This is a genomic window from Curtobacterium sp. UNCCL20 (assembly GCF_900101675.1).
GTDB lineage: Bacteria > Actinomycetota > Actinomycetes > Actinomycetales > Microbacteriaceae > Curtobacterium.
The window spans coordinates 1,493,578-1,512,506 of record NZ_FNKG01000001.1; the positions used below are offsets into that span (position 1 = coordinate 1,493,578).

17 protein-coding genes are annotated in these 18,929 nt (G+C 70.7%); 12 read left to right on the forward strand and 5 right to left on the reverse strand.

Annotated elements, in window-relative coordinates; all coding sequences use genetic code 11:
* Positions 1–52: 52 nt before the first annotated feature.
* A complete protein-coding gene (locus tag BLT36_RS07325) occupies positions 53–1,312 on the reverse strand; it encodes a M18 family aminopeptidase (RefSeq protein WP_092093443.1) in 1,260 nt (419 codons plus the stop codon).
* Positions 1,313–1,404: 92 nt separating this feature from the next.
* Positions 1,405–2,433, reverse strand: coding sequence for a class II fructose-bisphosphate aldolase (gene fbaA / locus BLT36_RS07330; protein WP_092093446.1), 1,029 nt, complete (start codon positions 2,431–2,433; stop codon positions 1,405–1,407).
* A 159-nt stretch (positions 2,434–2,592) separates the two neighbouring features.
* Here fbaA and glpX point away from each other — a divergent pair, with 159 nt between their 5' ends.
* On the forward strand, positions 2,593–3,582 hold the full coding sequence (glpX, locus tag BLT36_RS07335) for a class II fructose-bisphosphatase (protein WP_092093448.1): 990 nt from the start codon (positions 2,593–2,595) through the stop codon (positions 3,580–3,582).
* 256 nt (positions 3,583–3,838) lie between these two features.
* Here the strand turns inward: glpX and BLT36_RS07340 are convergent, their stop codons facing one another.
* Positions 3,839–5,101, reverse strand: coding sequence for a DNA recombination protein RmuC (locus tag BLT36_RS07340; RefSeq protein WP_092093451.1), 1,263 nt, complete (start codon positions 5,099–5,101; stop codon positions 3,839–3,841).
* A 155-nt stretch (positions 5,102–5,256) separates the two neighbouring features.
* Between BLT36_RS07340 and iolC the strand changes: the two genes are divergently transcribed.
* The 11 genes from iolC (at position 5,257) to BLT36_RS07395 (ending at position 17,541) form a co-directional block, all read left to right on the forward strand.
* The gene (gene iolC, locus BLT36_RS07345; protein WP_092093454.1) at positions 5,257–6,267 is read left to right on the forward strand and encodes a 5-dehydro-2-deoxygluconokinase; all 1,011 of its coding nucleotides are present in this window, start codon (positions 5,257–5,259) and stop codon (positions 6,265–6,267) included.
* The gene (locus BLT36_RS07350; RefSeq protein WP_092093456.1) at positions 6,260–7,183 is read left to right on the forward strand and encodes a class I fructose-bisphosphate aldolase; all 924 of its coding nucleotides are present in this window, start codon (positions 6,260–6,262) and stop codon (positions 7,181–7,183) included. Before iolC ends, BLT36_RS07350 begins: the two co-directional genes overlap by 8 nt.
* Positions 7,180–8,691: a CoA-acylating methylmalonate-semialdehyde dehydrogenase gene (locus BLT36_RS07355; protein WP_175529535.1), complete on the forward strand. Its 1,512-nt coding sequence runs from the start codon at positions 7,180–7,182 to the stop codon at positions 8,689–8,691. Before BLT36_RS07350 ends, BLT36_RS07355 begins: the two co-directional genes overlap by 4 nt.
* An 8-nt stretch (positions 8,692–8,699) precedes the next feature.
* Positions 8,700–9,623 (forward strand): 5-deoxy-glucuronate isomerase, encoded by a 924-nt coding sequence (gene iolB / locus BLT36_RS07360; RefSeq protein ID WP_092093459.1) that lies wholly within the window; start codon positions 8,700–8,702, stop codon positions 9,621–9,623.
* 38 nt (positions 9,624–9,661) lie between these two features.
* The gene (gene iolD, locus BLT36_RS07365; protein WP_092094463.1) at positions 9,662–11,542 is read left to right on the forward strand and encodes a 3D-(3,5/4)-trihydroxycyclohexane-1,2-dione acylhydrolase (decyclizing); all 1,881 of its coding nucleotides are present in this window, start codon (positions 9,662–9,664) and stop codon (positions 11,540–11,542) included.
* A gap of 66 nt (positions 11,543–11,608) precedes the next feature.
* Entirely contained in the window at positions 11,609–12,562 is a 954-nt protein-coding gene (locus tag BLT36_RS07370; protein ID WP_092093462.1) for a sugar phosphate isomerase/epimerase family protein, read from the forward strand.
* A gap of 44 nt (positions 12,563–12,606) precedes the next feature.
* The gene (locus tag BLT36_RS07375; RefSeq protein WP_092093464.1) at positions 12,607–13,674 is read left to right on the forward strand and encodes a Gfo/Idh/MocA family protein; all 1,068 of its coding nucleotides are present in this window, start codon (positions 12,607–12,609) and stop codon (positions 13,672–13,674) included.
* Entirely contained in the window at positions 13,674–14,543 is an 870-nt protein-coding gene (locus BLT36_RS07380) for a sugar phosphate isomerase/epimerase family protein (RefSeq protein ID WP_092093467.1), read from the forward strand. Before BLT36_RS07375 ends, BLT36_RS07380 begins: the two co-directional genes overlap by 1 nt.
* Positions 14,540–15,652, forward strand: coding sequence for a transaldolase family protein (locus tag BLT36_RS07385; RefSeq protein ID WP_092093469.1), 1,113 nt, complete (start codon positions 14,540–14,542; stop codon positions 15,650–15,652). Before BLT36_RS07380 ends, BLT36_RS07385 begins: the two co-directional genes overlap by 4 nt.
* A 164-nt stretch (positions 15,653–15,816) precedes the next feature.
* Positions 15,817–17,010 carry a Gfo/Idh/MocA family protein gene (locus tag BLT36_RS07390; RefSeq protein ID WP_092093472.1) on the forward strand — a complete coding sequence of 398 codons (1,194 nt, stop codon included), beginning with the start codon at positions 15,817–15,819 and terminating at the stop codon, positions 17,008–17,010.
* A 123-nt stretch (positions 17,011–17,133) separates the two neighbouring features.
* Positions 17,134–17,541 carry a tautomerase family protein gene (locus BLT36_RS07395; protein WP_092093474.1) on the forward strand — a complete coding sequence of 136 codons (408 nt, stop codon included), beginning with the start codon at positions 17,134–17,136 and terminating at the stop codon, positions 17,539–17,541.
* Positions 17,542–17,574: 33 nt separating this feature from the next.
* Here the strand turns inward: BLT36_RS07395 and BLT36_RS07400 are convergent, their stop codons facing one another.
* A complete protein-coding gene (locus BLT36_RS07400) occupies positions 17,575–18,333 on the reverse strand; it encodes a GntR family transcriptional regulator (RefSeq protein ID WP_092093477.1) in 759 nt (252 codons plus the stop codon).
* A gap of 109 nt (positions 18,334–18,442) precedes the next feature.
* Positions 18,443–18,913: an SRPBCC family protein gene (locus BLT36_RS07405; protein ID WP_092093480.1), complete on the reverse strand. Its 471-nt coding sequence runs from the start codon at positions 18,911–18,913 to the stop codon at positions 18,443–18,445.
* Positions 18,914–18,929: the final 16 nt, after the last annotated feature.

Sequence of the window (18,929 nt, forward strand, 5' to 3'; positions counted from 1 at the left end):
AGCGCGAGCCCGAGCCCGGGCTCGACACCGAGCCCGAGCCCCAGCCGGTGTCTCAGCCCGCCAGGAAGGCGGCGACCGCCCCGTGCAGCGCAGCGAGGTCGTCGACGTGCACGAGCTCGCGGATCGAGTGCATCGACAGCAGCCCGACGCCGATGTCGATCGTCGGGATGCCGAGCCGGGTCGCCGCGATCGGTCCGATGGTCGAGCCACCCGGGATCGTGTTCACGTTGACGAACGGCTGCCACGGGACGCCGGCGGTGTCACAGGCGGCGGCCCACACGGCCTCGCCCTTCGCCTCGGTCATGTAGCGCTGGTTCGCGCTGATCTTCAGGAGCGGGCCCGCTCCCGGTCGCGGTCGGTTGGTGGGGTCGTGCTTCTCGGGCTGGTTCGGGTGGACGAGGTGTCCGGCGTCGCTCGACAGCAGCCACGAAGCACGGAACGCCCGAGCGGCGTCGGAGCGGCTGGCGCCGAGGCTCTCCTGCACACGGCCGAGGACGTCCTCGAGGAACGGACCGCCCGCACCGGACGGCGTCGACGAGCCGATCTCCTCGTGGTCGAACGCCGCGAACACCGGGATGTGGTCACCGTCGGTCGGGGCGTCCACGATGCCCCGGAGTCCGGCGTGCACGCTCGTCAGGTTGTCCATCCGGCCGGCGGCGAGGAACTCGCGGTCGATGCCGATCCGCGCGGGGGCCTGGGTGTCGGCGAGGAACAGGTCCCACGACACGGCAGCCGAGCCGAGCCGTGCGCGGAGCCACGACACCACGTCCGTGCCACCCGCGTCGCCGTCGACCCCGACGATCGGCAGGGTGTGGCGCTGGCGGTCGATCTCCTTGCCGTCGTTCACCCCGCGGTCGAGGTGGATCGCCAGGTTCGGGATCCGGGCCACGGCGTCGGTCGACACCAGGCGGACGGTGCCGTCGGCGTCGACGACCCGGCCGGCGATCCGGAGGTCCCGGTCGAACCACGTGGAGAGGAGCGCGCCGCCGTAGACCTCGACGTTCAGCTGCTCCCAGCCGCCGGTCCGGACGCCGGGGTTCGGCTTGATGCGGAACCCGGGGGAGTCGGTGTGTGCGCCGAGGATCCGGAACGGGGTCGTCGCCGTCGCCCCCTCGGGCAGACGCCAGGCGATCACCGCGCCGTCGCGGACCACCACGTACGCGCCGGGCTCGGACGGCCACGCGTCGAGCTCGGACAGCTCGGTGAAACCGGCCGCGACGAGCCGGTCCCGTGCCGCGGCCGCCGCGTGGAACGCGGTGGGGGACTCGGTGACGAACTGGGCGAACTCGGAGGCGATGGCGTCGACGGTCACGATCCCATCGTGGCATGCAGTGGAGCCGACCGGACGCAGAACGGGACGCGTCCGTCGGACGCGCCCCGTTCCTCCAGGCTGTTGCCCCGGTGTCAGCCCTTGGTGTGTCCGGCCGAGCCGAGCACCTTCGCGGCCTCGACCACGCGGGCCGCCATGGCGGTCTCGGCGACCTTGCCCCAGGCGCGCGGGTCGTACTGCTTCTTGTTGCCGACCTCGCCGTCGATCTTGAGCACGCCGTCGTAGTTCCGGAACATCGAGTCGGCGATCGAGCGCGTGAACGCGTACTGCGTGTCCGTGTCGATGTTCATCTTGATGACGCCGTTGCGGACCGCCTCGTGGATCTCGTCGTCGGTCGAGCCGGAGCCGCCGTGGAAGACGAGGTCGAGCGGGTTCTCGCCGGTGCCGTGCTTCGCGGCGACGGACGCCTGGATCTCACCGAGGAGCTCGGGACGCAGCTTGACGTTGCCGGGCTTGTAGACGCCGTGGACGTTGCCGAAGGTGAGTGCGGCGATCCAGCGACCCTTGTCGCCGAGGCCGAGCGCGTCGACGACCTTCTCGACGTCGTTCGGGGTCGTGTAGAGCGCGTCGTTGGTGCCCTCGTGCTGGACGCCGTCCTCCTCGCCGCCGACGACGCCGATCTCGACCTCGAGGATCGCGTTGATGTTCCGCGTCTTCTCGAGCATCGTCGTCGCGATCTCGATGTTCTCGTCGAGCGGCACGGCCGAGCCGTCCCACATGTGGGACTGGAAGATCGGGTTGCGGCCCTGCCGGACCTCTTCCTCGCTCGCCGCGATGAGCGGCAGGACGAAGCCGTCGAGGGCGTCCTTCGGGCAGTGGTCGGTGTGCAGCGCGACCGTGATGTCGTAGTTCTTCGCGACCTCGTGGGCGAACTTCGCCATCGCGAGTGCACCCGCAGCGCGGTTCTTCACGGTCTGACCGGCGAAGTAGTCGGCGCCACCGGTGGTGACCTGGAGGATCCCGTCGGATCCCGCCTCGGCGAGGCCCTGCAGGACCGCGTTGATCGTCTGGGACGAGGACACGTTCACGGCGGGGTACGCGAACTTGCCGGCCTTCGCTCGTTCGATCATCTCGGCGTACTGTTCCGGCGTTGCGATGGGCACTGGGATCTCCTTCGACGTGGTGGTGTCCTCGCCGATCGTAGTCAGAAGGACTGGAGGCGCGGTGCGGGTTACGGCGCCGGCCCCAGTCCGGCGTGCACATGCGTTCACAGGCCCCGGGTCCGGACGGCCGTCCGGCCGCCGGTCGGTAGGCTGGCGGCCGTGACTCCCTCCACGGAAACCGGCTCCCTGTTCCTCCAGCCCGACCGCAACCTCGCGCTCGAGCTCGTGCGCGCGACCGAGGCAGCCGCGATCCGGGCGCAGCCGTGGGTCGGTCGGGGTGAGAAGAACCTCGCGGACGGCGCCGCCGTCGACGCGATGCGGAAGTTCCTCGGCACCGTGAACTTCGACGGCGTGGTCGTCATCGGTGAGGGCGAGAAGGACAACGCCCCGATGCTCTACAACGGCGAGCACGTCGGCAACGGTCACGGTCCGGCCTGCGACATCGCGGTCGACCCGATCGACGGCACCTCGCTCACCGCCGCCGGTCGCCAGAACGCCATCTCCGTGATGGCCGTCTCGGACCGCGGCTCGATGTACGACCCGAGTGCCGTGTTCTACATGGACAAGATCGCCGCCGGGCCGGAGGGGCGCGGCGTCCTCGACCTCGACAAGCCGATCGGCGAGAACATCCGCGCGCTCGCGACGGCCAAGGGCAAGGACCTCGAGGACATGGTCGTCGCGGTCCTCGACCGTCCTCGTCACGACGAACTCATCCGCGCCATCCGCGCCACGGGTGCCGGCACGCGCCTGCTGCTCGACGGTGACGTCGCCGGCGGCATCGCGGCCGCCCTGCCCGGCTCGAACATCGACATGTGCGTCGGCGTCGGCGGCACGCCCGAGGGCATCATCACGGCGTGCGCGATCAAGGCGCTCGGCGGCGTGATCCTCGGCAAGCTCCAGCCCAAGGACGACGAGGAGCGCGAGAAGGCGATCGCCGCCGGCCACGACCTCGACAAGGTCCTCGACCAGGACGACCTGGTCACGGGTGACAACACGTTCTTCGTCGCCACCGGTGTCACCGACGGCGTGCTCGTCGACGGTGTCCGTCGTTCGCGCGGCGTCATCCACACGGACTCGCTCGTGCTGCGGTCCCGCTCGAACACGATCCGCCGCATCCAGGCGGACCACCGCGCCGAGAAGTGGTTCTGATCCGCTGAGGCCGCGCCGCGCGGGGGCCGTTCCGTGCAGCGCGGGGGCCGCTGCCCGTCTCACGCGGTGCCGCTGCCCGTCTCACGCGGGGCCGCTGCCCGTCTCGCACCGAGACGCGGCGCGGATCGGTTCCGCACAACCGAAGTCCGTTCACGCCGCGGGGATCCGTGGTGCGAGCGGACTTTCGTTGTGCGGAACACGCGCCGCGAGGGCACGAGCCGCGCGCCGCGAAGCGCGCAGGCGCCGCTCGGGCTCGTCAGTCCTCGTCGACGGCGCCGACGAGCTCGGGCGCGGTGAGCAGCCGCGGCTCGTCCTCGATGACGCCGGGGTCCGCGATGACCTTCGACTCGTCGAGCAGTGACAGCCGACGGGCGCTCGGGAGCACCTGGCGCTCGAGCGACCCCACGAACCGGTTGTAGTCGACGACGGAGCCCCGGATGGAGCGGCCGAGCTTGTCCACGTGCCCGGCCATGGTCGACAGGCGGCCGTAGAGCTCGCGGGAGACCCGGAAGAGCTCACGGGCCTCGGCGGTGACGACGTCCTGCTGCCACGAGAACGCGACGGTCTTCAGCACCGACCAGAGCGTCACGGGCGAGGCGAGGGCGATGCGCTTGCGGAAGGCGTGGTCGAGCAGGCCGGGGTCGGCGGCGAGGGCGCTGGAGATCAGTGACTCGGACGGGATGAAGGCGACGGTGAGCTCGGGGGAGCCGTCGTACCCGCTCCAGTACTCGCGGGCGGCGAGGGCGTCGACGTGGGCCCGGAGCGCCTTGACGTGCTGCGCGATGAGCTGGTCACGCCGAGCCGCCTCGGCGCCGGTCGCGGTCGCCGGGATCTCCGCCGCCTGCAGGTAGGCGCTGAACGGCACCTTGGCGTCGACGGCGATCGTCTTGCCGCCGGGCAGGTGCACGACCATGTCGGGGCGCGCGGCACCGGCCGAGGTCGTCACGGAGGACTGCACGTCGAAGTCGACGCGTTCGAGGAGCCCGGCCGCCTCGACCACGTTGCGCAGCTGCGTCTCGCCCCAGACGCCGCGCGTGCTGTTCGACGAGAGGGCACTGGCGAGGGTGTCCGCGGTGGCGCGGAGGCGTTCCTCGGACTCGGCGGCGGAGCGGAGCTGGGCGGACAGCGCGCCGTACTGCTCGCTGCGGGACTGCTCGAGCTCGGCGATCTTCGCGCGCATCACGTCGAGTGTCTGCGCCACGGGGCTGAGCGCGGAGAGGACCTTCGACTCGTTCTGGTTCCGTGCCGCGTCGACCCCGTGCATGCGCTGCACGAGGTGTTCGAGCTCGGCCGACCGCCGCTCGAGGGAGTCGACCTGTCGCCGGTACTGGGCGTCCTGCGCGTCGAGCCGTTCCTCGGCGTCGTGCCGCGCGGAGTCGAGCTGCGCCCGGAGTGCCTCGGCGGTCGCGCGGGCCGAAGCGGCCTGTACACCGGCGCGGGAGCGGGCGAGCGACCAGGCGACGACGGCACCGCCGGCGACGCCGAGCACGAGGCCGATGACCAGGGCGAGGATCTGCATGACTGGACCTTGGCAGGACCCACTGACACCGCGCCTCCAGGCCGGGGAGCCATGCGCCGGACGCGGTCCGAATCCATGTCATGACATTATGGCAAACACGGTGTACAGTCGTGATCGTCCGCCGATGAAGCCGCACGGAAGGTCCACCACGTCGCATGACGAACCGAGCTCCCCACGCCTACGACGTGATCACCATGGGTCGCGTGAGCGTCGACATCTACCCGCAGCAGACGGGACCGCTCGAAGACGTCTCGACGTTCTCGAAGTCCGTCGGCGGCAGTGCCACGAACGTCGCGATCGCCGCGGCCCGCCACGGAGCCGACGCCGCGGTCATCACCCGCACCGGCAACGACCCGTTCGGCCGCTACATCGCCCGGACCCTGCCGGAGTTCGGCGTCGCGAACGACTTCGTCGAGACGGTCGAGGGGCTGAACACCCCCGTCGCGTTCTGCGAGATCTTCCCGCCGGACGACTTCCCGCTGTACTTCTACCGGGCGCCCAAGGCGCCGGACCTGATGATCACGCCGAAGTCCCTCCCGCTGCACGAGATCGAGCGGGCGAAGATCTTCTGGACCACGGTGACCGGCCTCAGCGAGGAGCCGAGCCGCAGCGCCCACCACACCGCCTACCAGGCACGCAGTGCAGCGCAGAACACCACCGTGCTCCACACCGTCCTGGACCTCGACTACCGGTCGATGTTCTGGTCCTCGCCCGAGGCCGCGACGCGCGAGGTCGCCGTCGCACTCGAGCACGCCACGGTCGCCGTCGGCAACCGCGAGGAGTGCGAGGTCGCCGTCGGGGAGACCGACCCGGTGCGCGCGGCCGACGCCCTGCTCGAGCGCGGGGTCGAGATCGCGATCGTGAAGCAGGGCCCGAAGGGCGTCCTCGCGAAGACCCGCGACGAGTTCGTCGAGTTCCGCCCGCACCACATCGACGTCGTGAACGGCCTCGGCTCCGGTGACGGCTTCGGCGGCGCGCTGACCCACGGCCTGCTGCAGGGCTGGGGCCTCGAACGGATCCTGGCCTTCTGCAACGCCGCCGGCGCCATCGTCGCCACCCGCTTCGAGTGCTCCACCGCGATGCCGACGAGCGACGAGATCGACGCCTTCATCGCGGCCAACCCCGCCGACGGCACCACACACACCGAGGAGACGGTCCATGCCTGAGCTCAGCCCCGCTGACTTCCAGCGCCTCCGGGACGTCCGGGCCGCGCAGCCCGGCCTGGTCAGGCAGACGCTCGACGCCCGTCGGAAGCGCGACCTGCTCGCCGACGACGGCAAGCTGTTCATCGTCGCCGCCGACCACCCCGCCCGCGGTGCCCTTGCCGTCCGCGACGACGAGTCCGCGATGGCCGACCGTTACGACCTGCTCGAACGCCTCGTGACGGCCCTCGGACGCCCGGGGGTGGACGGGGTCCTCGGGACGCCGGACATCGTGGAGGACCTCGCGCTCCTCGGCGCCCTCGACGGCAAGGTCGTCGTCGGCTCGATGAACCGCGGCGGTCTGCGCGGTGCGACGTTCGAGATGGACGACCGGTACACGGCGTACTCGGCGAAGTCCATCAAGGACGCCGGGCTCGACTTCGCGAAGCTGCTGGTCCGCATCAACCTCGCCGACGCCGGCACCGCCCCGACGCTCGAGGCCACCGCCCGTGCCGTGACCGAGGCGGCCGAGCAGGGCCTGCCGATCATGCTCGAGCCGTTCATGTCCGAGTGGCGGGACGACCGGGTCGTGAACGACCTCAGCGCCGACGCCGTGATCACCTCGATGGCGATCGCCGCGGGCCTCGGGGAGTCGAGCGCCTACAGCTGGCTGAAGATCCCCGTCGTCGACGACATGGAGCGGGTGATGGCCGCCACGACGCTGCCCACGCTGCTGCTCGGCGGCGACCCGTCGAGCCGCCCGCTCGAGACGTACGCCAAGTGGGCCGACGCCCTCGCGCTCCCCGGCGTCCGCGGCCTCGTCGTCGGGCGGACCCTGCTGTACCCGCCGGACGGCGACGTCGCCGCCGCGGTCGACGTGGCCGCGGGCCTCGTCCACACGAACGTGACCACCACCACTCTCGAAGGAAGCAACGCATGACGATCACCGACACGGCCACCACCACCGTCGGACACTGGATCGACGGGGCGCGCGTCGCCTCGACCTCCGGCAACACCGCACCCGTCTACGACCCGGCGCTCGGCGTCGCGACGAAGCAGGTCGCGCTGGCGAACGAGGACGAGATCCAGGCGGCGATCGCGAGCGCCAAGGCGGCGTTCCCGGCGTGGTCGAACCTGTCCCTCGCGAAGCGCCAGGCGATCCTGTTCTCCTTCCGCGAGGTCCTGAACCGCGACAAGGCCGAGCTGGCCGAGATCATCACGTCCGAGCACGGCAAGGTCATCGACGACGCCCTCGGTGAGATCGCCCGCGGGCAGGAGGTCGTGGAGCTCGCGACGAACATCCCGAGCCTCATGAAGGGCGAGTTCTCCGACCAGGTGTCGACCGGCATCGACGTGTACTCGATCCGTCAGCCGCTCGGCGTCGTGGGCATCATCAGCCCGTTCAACTTCCCGGCGATGGTGCCGCTGTGGTTCCTGCCGATCGCGATCGCCGCGGGCAACACCGTGGTGCTGAAGCCGAGCGAGAAGGACCCGTCCGCCGCGATCTGGCTCGCCGAGAAGTTCAAGGAAGCAGGGCTCCCCGACGGCGTCTTCAACGTCCTGAACGGCGACAAGCTCAGCGTCGACGGGCTCCTCACCAGCCCCGACGTCGAGTCGATCTCCTTCGTCGGGTCGACCCCGATCGCGCAGTACGTCTACGAGACCGGCACGAAGCACGGCAAGCGCGTGCAGGCCCTGGGCGGTGCGAAGAACCACATGCTCGTCCTGCCGGACGCCGACCTCGACCTCGTCGCGGACAACGCCATCAACGCGGGCTTCGGTTCGGCGGGTGAGCGCTGCATGGCGATCTCGGTCGTCGTCGCGGTCGAGCCGGTCGCCGACGAGCTCATCGAGAAGATCAAGGACCGCGCGGCCACCCTGCGCATCGGCGACGGTCGTCGCGGGTGCGACATGGGCCCGCTCGTCACGAAGCAGCACCGTGACAAGGTCGCCTCGTACATCGAGGTCGCAGAGCAGGACGGTGCGGTGGTTGTGGTGGACGGCCGCACCGTCCGACCTGACGGCGACGAGAACGGCTTCTGGCTGGGCCCGACGCTGATCGACCAGGTGCCCACCACGAGCCGCGTCTACACCGAGGAGATCTTCGGCCCGGTGCTCAGCGTGGTCCGCGTCGCCACCTACGAGGAGGGCCTCGAGCTCATCAACTCCGGCGCGTACGGCAACGGGACCGCCATCTTCACGAACGACGGCGGCGCCGCCCGACGGTTCCAGCGCGACGTGCAGGTCGGCATGATCGGCATCAACGTCCCGATCCCCGTCCCGGTCGCGTACTACTCGTTCGGCGGGTGGAAGAACTCGCTGTTCGGCGACCACAAGGCGTACGGCGCCGACGGCGTGAGCTTCTTCACCCGCCAGAAGGCGATCACCAGCCGGTGGCTCGATCCGTCGCACGGCGGCATCAACCTCGGCTTCCCGTCGAACAACTGACGCGGCGCATGGCGAACGAACAGCACCAGCACGACCAGTGGTTCATCCCGGCCGGGTCCCGCCCCGAGGCGGGCTGGACCGACGTGGTCGACGGTCGCATCGAGGGGTGGGCGCACACCGGTCTGCGGACCGGCACGCTGACCGACGGGGGCGAGCTGCGCCTCCAGGCCGACGCCGTGGAGCGCATCGTCGTGCCGCTGGCCGGGTCGTTCAACGTCGTCCACTCCGGCGCCGCCGGTGACGGCGAGCAGGACCTGCAGGGCCGGGCGAGCGTCTTCGACGGACCGACCGACGTCCTGTACCTGGGATCCGGATCGGAGGCGCGGATCACCGGGACCGGTCGGCTCGCGGTCGCCGAGGCGCCCACCGACACCGTCAAGCCGACCACGTACGTGGCCAGGCAGGACGTGCCGGTCGAGCTCCGTGGCGCCGGCCAGTCCAGCCGTCAGGTGCACAACTTCGGCACCCCGGCCGCCCTCGACGCCGTGAAGTTCATCGTGTGCGAGGTCATCACGCCGGCCGGCAACTGGTCGTCGTACCCGCCGCACAAGCACGACACGAACGTCCCGGGCGAGGAGTCGAACCTCGAGGAGATCTACTACTACGAGGCGGCGGTCTCCCGCGGGCTCGAGCCGATCGCCCCCGAGGCCGCCGACCCGTTCGCGCTGCACCGCACGTACGCCTCGGACGACCGCGCCATCGACGAGTTCCGGCAGGTCCGGACCGGCGACGTCGCGCTCGTGCCGTACGGATGGCACGGCCCCGCCGTCGCGGCCCCGGGCTACGACATGTACTACCTCAACGTGATGGCCGGGCCCGACCCGGAACGCGTCTGGAACATCACCGACGACCCGGCCCACGGCTGGGTCCGCCAGGCGTGGGCGAGCGAGCAGCTCGACCCGCGGCTGCCCTACGAAAGGAAGCACGCGTGACCACCACCACGCAGCGCCTGCCCGGAACGACCCGCCGGATGACCGTCGGTCAGGCACTCGTCGAGTTCCTGGCCAACCAGTGGACCGTCGACGGCGACGTCCGCGAACGCACGATCCCGGGGATCTTCGGCATCTTCGGGCACGGCAACGTCGCCGGTCTCGGCCAGGCCATCAAGCAGCTCCACGTCGAGCAGCCCGGCCTGCTGCCCTACCACCAGGCCCGCAACGAGCAGGCGATGGTGCACCAGGCCGTCGGGTACGCGCGGATGCACCGACGGCGTGCGACGTACGCGTCGACCGCGTCGGTCGGGCCGGGCGCCGCGAACATGCTCACCGCCGCGGCGCTCGCCACGACGAACCGCCTGCCCGCCCTGCTGCTGCCGTCGGACACGTTCGCGACGCGCACCACCGACCCGGTGCTCCAGCAGATCGAGATGCCGCACGACACGTCGCTGCAGGTGACCGACGCGTTCCGCCCGCTCTCGCGCTTCTTCGACCGGGTCGAGCGGCCGGAGCAGCTGTTCTCGATCGCCCTCGCCGCGATGCGCGTCCTGACCGACCCGGCCGAGACCGGTGCGGTGACGATCGCACTGCCCGAGGACGTGCAGGCCGAGCAGCTCGACGTGCCCGTCGCGTTCCTCCAGCCGCGCGAGTGGCACATCCGCCGTCCGCTGCCCGAGCGCGGTCCGCTCGAGCGCGCCGTGGCGGCGATCCGTGCCGGCGAGCGGCCGGTCATCGTGGCCGGTGGTGGCGTCCTCTACTCGGACGCCGCGGCCCAGCTGCGGGAGTTCGTCGAAGCGACCGGCATCCCGGTCGGCACCTCGCAGGCCGGCGGTGGCTCGCTCACGTGGGACCACCCGCAGTACCTCGGCGGCATCGGTGCGACCGGCACCGCCGCGGCGAACGCGATCGCCGCGCAGGCGGACGTCGTGATCGGCATCGGCACGCGGTACAGCGACTTCACGACCGCGTCGCGGACCGCGTTCCAGAACCCGGACGTCACGTTCGTGAACGTCAACGTCGCCGCGTTCGACGCCTACAAGCACGGCACGCAGCTGCCGCTGATCGCGGACGCCCGGGAGGCGCTGGTCGCCCTGACCGCGGAACTCGCGTCGTTCTCGGTGACGGACCAGTACGCGTCCGAGATCGCGGACCGCAAGCGCACCTGGGACGCAGCGGTCGACGCTGCGTTCGCGCCGTCCGGCAACGCCCTGCCCGGGCAGTCGGAGATCATCGGCGCCGTCCAGTCCGTGAGCGACCCCCGCGACGTCGTCATCCAGGCCGCGGGCTCGCTGCCCGGCGACCTGCACAAGCTCTGGCGGGTGCGGGACGAGCTCGGCTACCACGTCGAGTACGCCTTCTCGTGCATGGGTTACGAGATCGCCGGCGGCCTCGGCGTCCGCCGCGGCGCACCGGACCGCGACGCGATCGTCATGGTCGGCGACGGCAGCTACCTCATGCTCCACACCGAGCTCGTCACCGCCGTGGCCGAGGGCATCAAGATCATCGTCGTGCTCATCCAGAACCACGGGTACGCGTCGATCGGGCACCTCTCCGAGACCGTCGGGTCCGAGCGCTTCGGCACGAAGTACCGGTACCTCGACGAGACCGAGTCGTTCGAGAACGGCGAGCCGCTGCCCGTCGACCTCGCCGCGAACGCCCGCTCCTACGGCGTCGACGTGATCGAGGTCGAGCCCGGGCCGAACAGCATCGAGGACCTCAAGGCCGCGGTGCGCAAGGCCAAGGCGAACGACCACACCACCCTCGTGCACATCAACTCGGACCCGCTCGTCTACGCCCCCGAGGGTGACGGCTGGTGGGACGTGCCGGTCGCGCAGACCTCGACGCTGTCGAGCACGCAGGCCGCACGCGCCGAGTACGAGCAGCAGGTCGCCGCGCAGCGTCCCCTGCTCGGCTAGACACCGGCCAGCCGTGCACTCCCTCCACCACACCGGGGCCGCGCCCCAGAAAGCGACAGCGACGTCATGACCGACACCGCCACCCCCATCGGCAGCCCCGCCAACGACCAGGCGCCGGCCTCGATCCGCATCGGCACCGCGCCCGACTCGTGGGGCGTCTGGTTCCCGGACGACCCGAAGCAGGTCCCGTGGCAGCGCTTCCTCGACGAGGCGTCGGCCGCCGGGTACGAGTGGATCGAGCTCGGCCCCTACGGCTACCTGCCGACCGACCCGGCGCAGCTGTCGGACGAGCTCGAGTCGCGCGGCCTGAAGCTGTCCGCCGGCACCGTGTTCACCGGGTTCCACAAGGGCGAGGACCAGTTCCAGCGCGCGTGGGACCAGGCCGTCGCGGTCGCGGGACTCGCAGCGAAGCTCGGCGCCGAGCACCTCGTGACCATCCCCGACCTCTGGCGCTCGGACGCCACCGAGGAGGTCCTCGAGGCTCGCACGCTGACCGACGAGCAGTGGGAGCGCCTCGGCAAGGGGCACGACCAGCTCGGCAAGGCCCTGCTCGAGGAGTACGGGGTCCACCAGCAGTTCCACACGCACGCCGACAGCCACGTCGGCACGTACAAGGAGACCGTGCGCTTCCTCGAGGTCACGAACCCCGAGTACACGAACCTCTGCCTCGACACCGGGCACTTCGCGTACTACGGCGGCGACAACCTCAAGCTCATCGCCGAGCACCCCGAGCGGATCGGCTACCTGCACCTGAAGCAGGTCGACACCGACCTGCTGTTCGACGTCCTGAAGAACGACGTGCCGTTCGCGACCGCGGTCTCGCAGGGCATCATGACCGAGCCGCCGCACGGCACCCCCGCGCTCGCGCCGATCATCGAGGCGGTCGCCGCGATCAACCCGGACATCTTCGGCATCGTCGAGCAGGACATGTACGGCTGTTCGGTCGACGCCCCCGGCCCGATCGCCGAGCGCACCTTCCAGCACATCTTCGGCTCGACCTCGGCCGCCCGCGCCTCCTGACGCGCCGTCCACGCAGCGTCAACAACCCCCAGGAGAACACCACCATGACCACCACGCAGAACCTCCGGGTCGCCGTCGTCGGCGCCGGCATGATGGGCGCCGACCACGTCCGTCGCATCACCGCGAAGATCTCGAACGCGGACGTCGTCGCCGTCGTCGAGCCGGACGAGGCCCGCGCCGCCGCGGCCGCCGCCCTCGCACCCGGCGCCCTCACCGCCGCGTCGTTCGAGGACGCGCTCGCCCAGACCGAGATCGACGGCGTCATCATCGCGACGCCGGGCTTCCTGCACGAGCCGATCCTGGTGACGGCCCTCGAGCGCGGACTCACCGTGCTGTGCGAGAAGCCGCTCACGACGAGCGCCGAGGACTCGCTGCGGATCGTCGAGCTCGAGCAGCAGCACGCCGACCGTCCGAAGATCCAGGTGGGCTTCATGCGCCGCTTCGACGCCGGCTACAAGGAGCTCAAGGCGCTCCGCGAGTCCGGTGACAGCGGAGCCCTGCTCGCGCTGCACCACGCGCACCGCAACCCGACGACGCCGCCGAACTTCAGCGAGTCGATGCTCATCCACGACTCGGTCATCCACGAGATCGACATCATCCCCTTCCTCACCGGTGAGGCGATCACGAGCGTCGAGGTGAAGAAGCCGCGCAAGAACTCCCTCGCGCCGGCCGACCTGCCCGAGCCGCAGTTCGTCCTGTTCACCACCGAGTCCGGCACGATGGCGATCGTCGAGATCAACGTGAACGCCCAGTTCGGCTACCAGGTGACCACCGACGCCGTGTTCGAGTCCGGCGTCGCGTACATCGGCCGTGACACCTCGCTCGCGCTGGCCTCGGCCGGGGCGACCTCGCAGGGCATCACCCCGTCGTTCAAGGAGCGCTTCGGCGCCGCCTACGACGAGGAGGTCCAGCGCTGGGTCGACGCCGCCCGGCTCGGCGGGATCGACGGGCCGAGCGCCTGGGACGGCTACACGGCGTCCGTCGTTGCCGAGGTCGCGGTGCGTGCGCAGCAGTCCGGTGCCCACGAGCAGGTCGAGTACGCCGTCGCGAAGCCGGCGTTCTACGAGACGACCCCGGTCGACGCGCTCGAGTCGGCAGCCGCGGGGGCCTGATGCCGAAGATCGCCCTCGATCCGACCCCGTTCCACCACGACCTGTCGCTGCTGGAGTTCCCGCAGAAGGTGGCCGACCTCGGGTACGAGTACCTGCAGCTCACCCCGCACAAGGACTTCATCCCCTTCTACCGGCACCCGAAGGCCGACGACGAACTCGTCGACGCCTTCGCCGCCGCGTGCTCGGCGGCGGGGGTCCAGGTGGCGTCCGTGCTGCCCGTGCTCCGCTGGTCCGGCCCTGACCGTGAGGCCCGCGAGGCGGCGGTCACGAAGTGGAAGCGGGTCATCGAGATCACGAAGCGCCTCGGCGTGGACACCATCAACACCGAGTTCTCCGGCCGCCCGGAGCTCCCGGAGGAGTCCGAGGACGCGTTCTACCGCTCGATGGAGGAGCTCCTGCCGATCATCGAGGACGCCGGTCTCCGGGTGCTCATCGACCCGCACCCCGACGACTTCGTCGAGGACGGGCTCGAAGCGCTCCGGGTCATCCGCGGCCTGAACTCGAAGCACGTGGGCTTCGTCTACGTCGCCTGCCACACGTTCCACTACGGCGGCAACATTGACGAGATCATCGACGCCGCCGGTGACTCGCTGCAGCTGATCCACGTGGCCGATGCGTACGACCACCGTCGGTCGCACGGCCTGCGGTACATCACCAACCCGCCCGGCAACCCGGTGCGCGTGCACCAGCACCTGCCGGTCGGGCAGGCGGACGTCGACTTCGACGCCTTCTGGGCCGCACTCGACCGCGTCGGCTTCTCCTCCCGGGAAGACACCGTCGCCGTGTCGAGCGTCTTCGCCGAGGACGAGAACGCCGACGAGGTCTCGCGCTTCCAGCTCGACACGATCAAGAAGGGACTCCACCGATGACCGACACACTCGAGACACCAGCGTCCACGGGCGTCGACACGCGTCCCGTCACCCTGCAGGCCGCGTCGCAGACCGTGACCGCCCTCTGGAACGACTCCGCCGACCCGCGTGAGCTGTCCACCGCCATCCACGAGTACGGCGCCGTCGGAGCGACCTGCAACCCCGTCATCGCGTACACCTGCATCAAGCAGGACCCGGACACGTGGGAGCCGCGGATCCGGCAGATCGCCGCCGAGCACCCGACCGCGGGGGAGTCCTGGATCGGCTGGAAGGCCGTCGAGGAGCTCTCAATCGCCGCGGCCGCGCAGCTCCTCCCCGCGTTCGAGGCATCGGGCGGCCGCAACGGTCGGCTCTCGATGCAGACCGACCCGCGGTTCCACCGCGACCAGGACGCCCTCGTCGAGCAGGCCGTGCGGTTCTCCCAGCTCGCGCCGAACATCATCGTGAAGATCCCCGCGACGAAGGTCGGGATCGCCGCGATCGAGGAGGCCGCCTACCGCGGCGTCTCGATCAACGCGACCGTGTCCTTCACGGTGCCGCAGGTCGTCGCCGTAGGTGAGGCCATCGAGCGCGCCCTCGACCGCCGGGCCGCCGACGGTCTGCCTGACGAGGAGTTCGGGCACGTCGTCACGCTGATGGCGGGCCGGTTCGACGACTGGCTGAAGACCGTCGTCAAGCGGGACCACGTGATGATCGACCCCGGGTACCTCGAGTGGGCGGGCGTCGCCGCGGTGAAGAACGCCTACCGGGTGTTCCAGGAGCGTGGGTTCCGCTCGCGCGTCCTCGTCGCCGCGTTCCGGAACGCGCTGCAGTGGTCCGAGTTCCAGGGCGGAGACCTCGTGGTCTCGCCGCCGTTCCAGTGGTCGAAGGACATCAACGACAACGCGTTCCCGTTCCGTCCGGACGCGATCGACGACGAGGTCCCGGCGCACGTGCTGGACGCGCTGCGGCGGGCCACGCCGGAGTTCGCCCGCGGCTACGACGTCGACGGGATGACGATCGACGAGTTCGACCGGTTCGGAGCGACCGTCACGACGCTCCGCCAGTTCCTCGACGCGGACGCCAAGCTCGACGCGCTGGTGCGCGACATCATCGTGCCGGCCGTCTGACACGTCGCCCCCCGCACGTCGGTGCTCCGCCCTGGAGGCCCGGTGCCGGTCCACGGGACCGGCACCGGGCCTCCAGGCGGTCGCGTCCATGTGCTGACAAAGTGCGCCAGGTCGGCTACGCTGATTGTCGCGCTCCAATCCACGCGCTGAACGAAGGAGTTCCCATGGACAGCATCGGCGTCGGCCTGATCTCGGTCGGCTGGATGGGGCGGCTGCATTCACGCGCCTACCGCGCCCTGCCCGACCACTTCCCGGAGCTCGGCGTGCAACCCCGACTCGTCGTCGCGGCGGACCCCGTGCCCGAGGCGCGCGAGCAGGCCGTGACCCGCCTCGGCTACGAGCGGGCCGTCGCCGACTACCACGAGGTCCTCGCCGACCCGGCGGTCGACGTCGTCTCGATCTGCTCGCCGAACTTCCTGCACCGCGAGATGGCCGTCGCCGCAGCAGCCGCCGGCAAGCCGTTCTGGATCGAGAAGCCGATGGGCCGCTCCGCCAGCGACTCCCGCGAGATCCACGAGGCCGTGCAGCGCGCGGGCGTCATCACGAGCGTCGGGTTCAACTACCGGCACGCACCCGCGATCGAGCGCGCCCGCGAGCTCGTGCGGAGCGGGCGGCTCGGGCGGATCACCAACGTCCGCGGATCGCTCCTCGCCGACTACTCGTCCGACCCCGCCGCGCCCCTGACCTGGCGCTTCGAGCGGGAGCGTGCCGGCTCGGGCGTCCTCGGTGACCTGCTCTCGCACGGCCTCGACCTCGCGCAGTACGTCGTCGGCCGGATCGCCTCGGTCAGCGCCCTCGCCGAGACGTTCATCGAGTCGCGCCCGCGCCCTGCCGCCGGGATCGTCGACCGCAGTGCCGCCGCGACCGGAGCACTCGGGCCGGTGGAGAACGAGGACTACGCCGCGCTCCTGTTCCGGTTCGAGGACGGCGCCGTCGGCACGATGGACTCGAGCCGCGTGATGCACGGGCCGCACGCCGAGTACACGTTCGAGGTCTACGGCACCAGGGGTTCGGTGCGCTGGGACTTCCAGCGGCTCAACGAGCTCGAGGTCTGCCTCGACGGGCAGGAGACCACCGGCTACGCGACCGTCTACGTCGCGCCGGGGGACGGGGAGTTCGGGCGGTTCCAGCCGGGAGCCGGGACCGCGATGGGCTACGACGACCTGAAGACCATCGAAGCGGCGCAGTTCATCGCGAGCGTCCGGCGCGGGGAACAGCTCGCGCCGTCGGTCGCCGACGGCCTGGCGGCCGCGTCGATCGTGGAAGCGGCGGAGGCGTCGCTCGCCGACGGGGCGTGGCACGAGGTCGCGCGCGTCGACGGACCGCTCACCTACCCGGCAGCGACCCCGGTGGTCTGACCGACGTCCACGTCGGACTGGAGGCGCGGTGCCAGCTGGCACCGCGCCTCCAGTCCGTTGATGACTTCTGTCCTCACGCTTGTTAGTATGTAAGGACAAAGTTCGCAGCCAGCAGGAGGCACCATGCCGCTCGTCCGTATCGACCTCGCCACCGGGCGCACCCCGGACGCCGTCCGTGCCATCGCCGACGCGATCCACCAGGCCATCGTCGACGTCTACGGGATCCCCGTCCGCGACCGGTTCCAGGTGATCACCGAGCACCCGGCGCAGCAGATCATCGCCGAGGACGCGGGCCTCGGGTTCGAGCGCACCGAAGGCGTCATCGTGATCCAGGTCTTCACGCAGCGGGGTCGCACCGACGAGGCGAAGACGACGCTGTACGCCGCGATCCACGATGCGCTCGCGGGGGTCGGCGTCGCCTCGGAGGACGTGTTCATCGGCTACGTCGAGAACGGGCCGCAGGACTGGTCGTTCGGGTTCGGGCGCGCGCAGTACGTGACGGGCGAGCTCGGGGTGCCGTCGCTCGCGTGAGGGTGACGCTGCCCTCAGCGGGCGGGTCGTCGCCTACTTGTCGACGAGCGTGACCTCGAACGAGTAGCGGTCCGGGCGGTAGCAGTGCACGCCGTACTCGACCGCACGGCCCGACGCGTCGTACGCCGTGCGGGTCATGGTGAGCACCGGGTCGCCGTCCTCGATCTCGAGCAGGCCGGCCTCGTCACCGACCACTGCGCGCGCGCCGATCCGCTGCTTCGCCACACGCATCGTCACGCCGCGTCCCCGCAGCAGCTGGTACAGCCCGTGGGTCTGCAGGTCCTGGTCGGTGATCTCGAGGAACTCCGGCGGAAGGTAGTTCTCGAGGATCGCCATCGGCACGTCCTCGGCGAACCGGACCCGGCGGATGTGCGCCACGGTGGTACCCGGCTCGACCCCGAGCGCCTCGGCGACGACGTCCGACGCCGGGACGTCGTTCCGCTCGAGGAGGGTGGTCGACGGGCCCTGCGACCCCTGCGCCAGGTCGTCGTACAGGCTCGTCAGCTCGACCTTGCGCGTCACCGGGCCGTGCACGACCTGCGTCCCGATGCCCCGCCGACGGACGAGCAGCCCCTTGTCGACGAGGTCCTGGATCGCCCGGCGGATCGTCGGGCGCGACAGACCGAGCCGCTCACCGAGCGCGATCTCGTTCTCGAGGCGAGCGCCCGGGGGCATCGCACCGGAGCGGATCGACTCCTCGATGCGTGAAGCCACCTGGAAGTAGAGGGGCATCGGACCCGACCGGTCCAGGTCCATGAACAGGTCGGACGGCAGCTGGCCATCGTTGGTCATCGCGGTCCTTCGGGAGTGCGGCAGTACGGCGCCGTGCGTTCGGCAGCGGTGCCGAGGGAATGTCGTGACAATACCACCGGGGTCCGCGCGTCCCGGTGAGCCACTCCCGTCAGTGCTCCACCGCCGCCTTGAGCTTCCCGAGCCCCTTCTCGAAGTCGCCCCCGACGAGCTTGTCCATGTCCATGAACATCCCCATCACCTTGGCCATGAGGTTCTGCGGGCTCGTCATCGTCCACACCACCCGGGTCGAGTCGGAGGCCTGGTCGTCCTCCGCCAGTCGGAACGCGGCGACACTCGTCGAGCGGAACGGCGCGGTGAAGCGGAGGTCGACGTCGACCTCGTCCGCTGCGATCCGCGTCACCGTCATGTCGCCCGCCCCGGCCTTGCGGTTGCCCTTCCAGGCGTACGTCGAACCGACCGCGCCGGGCTCGCCGCCGTACGTGCGCTGCAGGTTCGGGTCCTGCCCCTCCCACGGCGACCACTCCACCCAGCGGTGGAGGTCCGACAGGAGCGGCGTGATCCGGGCGGCCGGTGCCGCGATCACGATCGACCGTTCGATCATGGTGGTCTTCGCTGTCATGTGCCGACAGTAGTGC